Source organism: Vibrio sp. 704 (genome assembly GCF_033339295.1).
The window spans coordinates 1-595 of sequence record NZ_JAWOUH010000712.1 but is presented as its reverse complement, the minus strand read 5'-3'; the positions used below and the strand labels follow the sequence as shown (position 1 = coordinate 595).

General features: G+C 49.6%; 1 protein-coding gene. It reads left to right on the top strand.

Annotation, left to right across the window (positions count from 1 at the left end; all coding sequences use genetic code 11):
• Positions 1-595, top strand: a 595-nt coding sequence (locus tag R7R24_RS28675) for a UvrD-helicase domain-containing protein (protein ID WP_318120454.1), incomplete at both ends; no start/stop codon positions are given.

Below are 595 nucleotides of genomic sequence, written 5' to 3'. Positions count from 1 at the left end.
CCACGATCCCGTGACCAAGACCTACTTGCAGCTATACACCGCTTATCAAGAAGCGTGTGACCGTGCAGGTTTGGTCGACTTCGCAGAAATTCTGCTTCGCGCTCATGAGCTACTGCGCGATAACAAGTTTGTCCGAGAGCACTACCAGGCACGCTTTAAACACATTCTGGTTGACGAGTTCCAAGACACCAACAATATCCAATACGCTTGGCTACGCATGATGGCGGGGCCTGAGTGTCATGTGATGATTGTGGGTGACGATGACCAATCGATTTACGGTTGGCGCGGAGCAAAAGTCGAAAACATTGAGAAATTCACCCGTGAATTCCCAAGCGTAACCACCATTCGCCTAGAGCAGAATTACCGTTCCACCAAGACCATTTTGGAAGCTTCCAATACCTTGATCGCCAATAACACTGAGCGTATGGGTAAAGAGCTGTGGACTGACGGCGTCGTTGGTGAACCGATTTCGGTTTACAGTGCTTACAATGAGTTGGACGAAGCCCGTTTTGCGGTGAACAAAATCAAAGAGTGGCAAGACAAAGGCGGAGCATTGAATGATGCAGCGATGTTGTACCGCAACAACGCCCAGTCT